A 6,374-nucleotide genomic window follows, 5' to 3' on the forward strand; every position below is an offset into this window, starting at 1 on the left:
ACCGGCGGGGCTGGGTTGCCGCGCAGCGGCAATTCCAGCCCCGCCGGCGTTTGAGGCGCGGGTCTGGGCGGAGCCCGGGGAACGGCGGAAGGGCGGGTAGGGGACAGCCCCCGCAGGGCCCACCCACGCCGGCCCCGAGGGGGGTCAGACCGCCCGGCGGACCGTGTACGCGACGCCCTCCGCACGGGGGGCTTCGCCCACGTACACCTGCCCCCGCATCGCGCACCACGCGGGAATGTCCAGCCGCGCGACCTCGTCGTCCGACAGGACCGTGACCGTGCCCCCCACCGGCACCCGCCCGATCGCCCGGGCCAGCTCGATCACCGGCTGCGGACACCGCAGACCGAGCGCGTCCAGCTCCAGGGACTCGGAGTCCGGCAGGACCGCAACCGGCTCCACGACCCCGAGCTTCTCGCGGACCCCCGCCACCAGCCCCGGCAGCACCTCCAGGAACCCGTTGACCTCGGCCGCCGTCGTACCGGCCGGCAGGGACACCCGTACGTTTCCTTCCGACAGCACCCCCATCGCCCGCAGGACGTGGGACGGGGTCAGCGTCGAGCTGGTGCACGAGGAGCCGGAGGAGACGGAGTAGCCCGCCCGGTCCAGCTCGTGCAGCAGCGTCTCGCCGTCGACGTACAGGCAGGAGAAGGTGACCAGGTGGGGGAGCCGGAGGTCCGGATGGCCCACCACCTCCACGTCCGGCACCAGACGGGCCACCCGCCGGCGCAGCCGGTCCACCAGGATCCGCAGGCGGGCCGCCTCCGCGTCCGCCTCGGCGCGCACCGCCCGCAGGGAGGCCGCCGCCGCGACCACCGCCGGAAGGTTGACGAAACCGGGGGAGCGGCCCGACTCCCTTTCGTCCGGGGGGCCTTGGGGGCTGAAGCGGACCCCCTTGCGGACCGCCAGCAGCCCCACCCCGGGCGGGCCGCCCCATTTGTGGGCGCTCGCGCAGAGCACGGACCAGGCCCCGGGAACCGGCCCCCAGCCCAGCGACTGCGCCGCGTCCACCAACAGGGGGACCCCGGCGGCGCCGCAGACCTCGGCGACCTCCGCCACCGGCTGGACCGTGCCCACTTCGTGGTTGGCCGACTGGAGGCAGGCCAGCGCCGTGGACGGGCCCACGAGTTGCCCGTAGGAGGAGGCGGCGACCCGGCCGAGCCGGTCCACCGGGACCTCGTCCAGCGTCCCGCCGCCGGCGGCGTGAACCTCCGCGGCGTGCAGTACAGAACTGTGTTCGACCGCCGATACGACCAGATGCCCGCCGACGCGCCGGCGTCCCGAGAGCACCCCCGCCACGCCCGAGTGAACCGAGTGCGTCCCCGAAGGAGTGAACGAGAGCTCGTCGGGGCGGCATCCCACCGACTCCGCCGCCGCCTCGCGCGCCGCGTCCAGCAGCAGCCTGGCCCGCCGCCCTTCGCGGTACAGCCGGGCCGGGTCGGCCCAGCCCTCGTCAAGGGAGGCCTGGAGCGCCTGCCGGGCCACGGGGTGCAGCGGGGCGGCGGACGCGGTGTCGAAGTACGGCATCCGGTCACGCTAACCGGCGGCCGCGCGGACTCGGCGTCCGGCCGAGGTCAGGGGGCGTCAGATGTCGTGGGGAGGCCGCCATTCGGGGCCGGTTGGGCCGTCCCCCGTACGGCGGATCCATCCCTTCGGGGTCAGTAACGGCGCGTTGGGCACCCTCCCCGCGCGACCCCAAATAGCGTCCAGTAGGGTTTGGTCCGCATAAACATCCAAACCCCTGCCTGCGTCAGGGCCGGCGACCGACCTGAACACGGCCGCGGCCGGCCGCGCGGGCCGAGACTCTCGGGAAGGCGCTACGTGAGTCCCTACGGCTCCGACCGCTCGCCGCGGCGCCCGATGCGGCGGAAGCTGCTGCAGGCGCTGACTGCGGGCGCGGTTCTGGCGACCGCCACTGGTTGCTCGTATACATGGAAAGACTTCCCCCGCCTCGGAATGCCGACTCCGGTAACCGAGGAGGCGCCGCGCATCCTCTCCCTGTGGCAGGGCTCCTGGGCGGCCGCGCTCATCACGGGCATCCTGGTGTGGGGCCTGATCATGTGGAGCGTCATCTTCCACCGGCGCAGCCGGACGAAGATCGAGGTCCCCGCGCAGACCCGGTACAACATGCCCATCGAGGCGCTGTACACCGTGGTCCCGCTCATCATCGTCTCGGTGCTCTTCTACTTCACCGCGCGTGACGAGTCGAAGCTGCTCTCCCTCTCCGCCAAGCCGGCGCACACGGTCAACGTGGTCGGCTTCCAGTGGAGCTGGGGCTTCAACTACATCGAGAACGTCGACGGCGACGCGGCGACCCCGAAGGCCGGCGAGGTTCCGAAGGAACTCGCCTCCATTCCGGACCGCTTCACCAAGGACTTCCCCGCGGGCGCCGAGGGCGTCTACACCAAGGGCGTCCCGAGCGACCGGAGCGAGAAGGGCAACCCGGGCCCGACGCTCTGGCTGCCCAAGGGCGAGAAGGTCCGCTTCATCCTGTCGTCGAACGACGTCATCCACTCCTTCTGGGTGGTCCCCTTCCTGTTCAAGCAGGACGTCATCCCGGGCCACACCAACGTCTTCGAGGTCACCCCGACCGAAGAGGGCGAATTCATGGGCAAGTGCGCCGAGCTCTGCGGTGTCGACCACTCCCGCATGCTCTTCAACGTCAAGGTCGTCTCCCCGGAGGCGTACAAGGCGCACCTGAAGGAGCTGGCCGAGAAGGGTCAGACCGGCTACCTCCCGGCCGGCATCAAGCAGACCGACCCGGCCCGCAATGCTGAGGTGAACAAACTGTGAGCATCCTCAACGAATCCCAGGGTGCCGCCGCCGACTCGTATGAGAACGAGCTGCCGGTGCGGCGCAAGCAGCCGGGCAATGTCGTCGTGAAGTGGATGACCACGACCGACCACAAGACCATCGGCACGATGTACCTGGTCACGTCGTTCGTGTTCTTCATCATCGGCGGGATCATGGCGCTCTTCATGCGCGCCGAGCTGGCCCGTCCGGGCACGCAGATCATGTCGAACGAGCAGTTCAACCAGGCGTTCACCATGCATGGCACGATCATGCTGCTGATGTTCGCCACCCCGCTCTTCGCGGGCTTCGCGAACTGGATCATGCCGCTGCAGATCGGCGCGCCCGACGTGGCGTTCCCGCGGCTGAACATGTTCGCGTACTGGCTGTACCTCTTCGGCTCGACCATCGCGGTGGCCGGCTTCGTCACCCCCTCGGGTGCCGCCGACTTCGGCTGGTTCGCCTACTCCCCGCTGTCGGACGCCGTCCGCTCGCCGGGCATCGGCGCCGACATGTGGATCATGGGTCTGGCCTTCTCCGGCTTCGGCACGATCCTCGGTTCGGTCAACTTCATCACCACGATCATCTGCATGCGCGCCCCCGGCATGACGATGTTCCGCATGCCGATCTTCACCTGGAACGTGCTGCTGACCGGTGTCCTGGTCCTGCTCGCCTTCCCGGTGCTGGCCGCCGCGCTCTTCGCGCTGGAGGCCGACCGCAAGTTCGGTGCGCACGTCTTCGACGCGGCCAACGGCGGCGCCTTGCTGTGGCAACACCTCTTCTGGTTCTTCGGGCACCCAGAGGTGTACATCATCGCGCTACCGTTCTTCGGCATCATTTCCGAGGTCATCCCGGTCTTCTCGCGCAAGCCGATGTTCGGTTACATCGGTCTGATCGCGGCCACGATCTCGATCGCCGGCCTCTCGGTGACGGTGTGGGCCCACCACATGTACGTCACCGGCGGTGTGCTGCTGCCGTTCTTCTCCTTCATGACCTTCCTGATCGCGGTACCGACCGGTGTGAAGTTCTTCAACTGGATCGGCACCATGTGGAAGGGCTCGCTGTCCTTCGAGACCCCGATGCTCTGGGCCGTCGGCTTCCTGATCACCTTCACCTTCGGTGGTCTGACCGGCGTCATCCTGGCCTCGCCCCCGATGGACTTCCACGTCTCCGACTCGTACTTCGTCGTCGCGCACTTCCACTACGTCATCTTCGGCACCGTGGTCTTCGCGATGTTCTCCGGCTTCCACTTCTGGTGGCCGAAGTTCACGGGCAAGATGCTGGACGAGCGCCTCGGCAAGATCACCTTCTGGACGCTGTTCGTCGGCTTCCACGGCACCTTCCTGGTGCAGCACTGGCTGGGTGTCGAGGGCATGCCGCGTCGTTACGCGGACTACCTCGAGGCCGACGGCTTCACCGCGCTGAACACGATCTCCACGATCAGCTCGTTCCTGCTCGGCCTGTCGATGCTGCCCTTCATGTACAACGTCTGGAAGACGGCGAAGTACGGCAAGAAGATCGAGGTCGACGACCCCTGGGGTTACGGCCGTTCGCTCGAGTGGGCGACCTCCTGCCCGCCGCCGCGGCACAACTTCCTCACCCTGCCGCGGATCCGTTCCGAGTCCCCGGCGTTCGACCTGCACCACCCGGAGATCGCGGCCCTCGACCACCTCGCGGACCACGACGCCGGCGCCAAGGCAGTCACCGGCGGCAAGGAGGCCGGCAAGTGAAGATCCAGGGCAAGATGTTCCTCTGGCTCTCCTTCTTCATCCTGATCATGGCCGTCGTGTACGGCGTGTGGTCGAAGGAGCCCGTAGGCACCACCGCGCTCTTCCTGGCCTTCGGCCTGAGCGTCATGATCGGCTACTACCTGGCCTTCACGGCCAAGCGCGTGGACGAGATGGCCCAGGACAACCTGGAGGCCGACGTCGCCGACGAGGCGGGCGAGCTGGGGTTCTTCTCCCCGCACAGCTGGCAGCCGCTCTCGCTGGGCATCGGCGGAGCGCTCGCCTTCATGGGCGTCATCTTCGGATGGTGGCTCATGTACTTCTCGGCCCCGATCATCCTGATCGGCCTGTGGGGCTGGGTGTACGAGTACTACCGCGGCGAGAACCAGAACCAGTAGCCGCACCCGCGCCGCCGCTCCGTGCGGCGGCGCGATGTGAGACCGCAGCCTGACACTTGGGGCCCGGACACCTCTAACGGAGGAGTCCGGGCCCCTCGTTTGCAGTCACCCCGCGCGCCGTAATTGTCATACCTTCATAGCGTTGGCTCCATGAAGCACTCACCGCGTCTTTGGACGGTCATCGGCTGCTCCCTGCTGGTCGCGTCCCTCGGGGCCGGCGCCACCGCATGCGGGTCCGATGACAACCCGCTGTCCGCCCGCCCTCACGACGCGGGCGATCTGGTCGCCTTCAACCAGTCCTCGGGCGGCCGCCCCGTCGACCCCGACCGGCCCCTGGAGGTCACCGCCAGGAGCGGCGACGGCCGGATCACCGATGTGACCGCCATGGACACCCACGGCCGCCGCCTGGCGGGCGAACTGTCCGCCGCGGGGGACCGCTGGCACAGCACCGTCCCGATGGCCGCCGGGGTCCGGTACACGGTCACCGTGAACACCGAGGACGAACGCGGCGCTCCGGGGCAGCGCGTGCTCGCCTTCGACACCACCCCGGCCAAGAACGTCCTGAAGGTCGAGTTCGGGCCGGACGCGGGCAAGTACGGCGTCGGACAGCCCATCACGGCCGAACTCAACGAACCCGTCAAGGACAAGGCCGCCCGCGCGATCATCGAGCGGGGCCTGGTCGTCGACACCCCGCCCGACGTCGTGGGCGCCTGGTACTGGGTGGACGACAAGAAGCTCCACTACCGGCCCAAGGAGTACTGGCCGGCCAACACGAGCGTGTCCGTCCGGAGCAATCTGGAGGGCATCAAGATTTCCGATGACCTCTACGGCGCCGCGGCCAAGCCGCTGAAGCTGGAGATCGGCGACCGCGTCGAGGTCATCACGGACGCCTCGTCGCACTACCTGACGTTCAAACGCAACGGGGAAGTGATCAATACCATTCCCGTGACCACCGGGAAGCCGGGATTCTCCACCCGCAACGGCGTCAAGGTGGTGCTCGGCAAGCAGTACTACGTCCAGATGCGCGGCGACACCGTCGGCATCGGCGGCAGCGAGTACTACAACCTGCCCGTCTACTACGCGACTCGCGTCACCTGGAGTGGTGAATACGTCCACGCCGCGCCGTGGTCCGTCGGCTCCCAGGGCTACGAGAACGTCAGCCACGGATGCACCGGCATGAGCACGGGCAACGCCGCCTGGTTCTACGAGAACATCACCGAGGGCGACATCGTCAAGGTGATCAACAGCATCGGCGACGACATGGACAACTTCGGCAACGGCTACGGCGACTGGAACGTCGACTGGAAGGACTGGCGCCAGGGCAGCGCCCTCCTCAAGGGCACCCAGGAGGGCCGCAGCCCCGTCGACCACGCCCGACTGCGCCCGCAGGTGTGACCCCAGGGGCCCAAGGGCCCCCAGGGGCCGCCACCGGGGCACGGGAGCCCGTACCGGACCGTACGGG

5 protein-coding genes are annotated in these 6,374 nt (G+C 68.6%); 4 read left to right on the top strand and 1 reads right to left on the bottom strand.

Annotated elements, in window-relative coordinates:
- Window positions 1–144: 144 nt before the first annotated feature.
- Window positions 145–1,524, bottom strand: coding sequence for an aminotransferase class V-fold PLP-dependent enzyme (locus ACWGDE_RS34470; protein WP_453393000.1), 1,380 nt, complete (start codon window positions 1,522–1,524; stop codon window positions 145–147).
- A 294-nt stretch (window positions 1,525–1,818) separates the two neighbouring features.
- Between ACWGDE_RS34470 and ctaC the strand changes: the two genes are divergently transcribed.
- The 4 genes from ctaC to ACWGDE_RS34490 all read left to right on the top strand — a co-directional run bounded on the left by ctaC (window position 1,819) and on the right by ACWGDE_RS34490 (window position 6,307).
- On the top strand, window positions 1,819–2,790 hold the full coding sequence (ctaC, locus tag ACWGDE_RS34475; RefSeq protein ID WP_453393001.1) for an aa3-type cytochrome oxidase subunit II: 972 nt from the start codon (window positions 1,819–1,821) through the stop codon (window positions 2,788–2,790).
- Window positions 2,787–4,517 carry an aa3-type cytochrome oxidase subunit I gene (gene ctaD, locus ACWGDE_RS34480; RefSeq protein ID WP_453393002.1) on the top strand — a complete coding sequence of 577 codons (1,731 nt, stop codon included), beginning with the start codon at window positions 2,787–2,789 and terminating at the stop codon, window positions 4,515–4,517. Before ctaC ends, ctaD begins: the two co-directional genes overlap by 4 nt.
- A complete protein-coding gene (locus tag ACWGDE_RS34485) occupies window positions 4,514–4,912 on the top strand; it encodes a cytochrome c oxidase subunit 4 (protein ID WP_030156117.1) in 399 nt (132 codons plus the stop codon). Before ctaD ends, ACWGDE_RS34485 begins: the two co-directional genes overlap by 4 nt.
- 150 nt (window positions 4,913–5,062) lie before the next feature.
- Entirely contained in the window at window positions 5,063–6,307 is a 1,245-nt protein-coding gene (locus tag ACWGDE_RS34490) for an Ig-like domain-containing protein (RefSeq protein ID WP_453393003.1), read from the top strand.
- The last annotated feature ends 67 nt before the right edge of the window (window positions 6,308–6,374 follow it).

It is taken from the genome of Streptomyces sp. NPDC054956, from assembly GCF_053609185.1.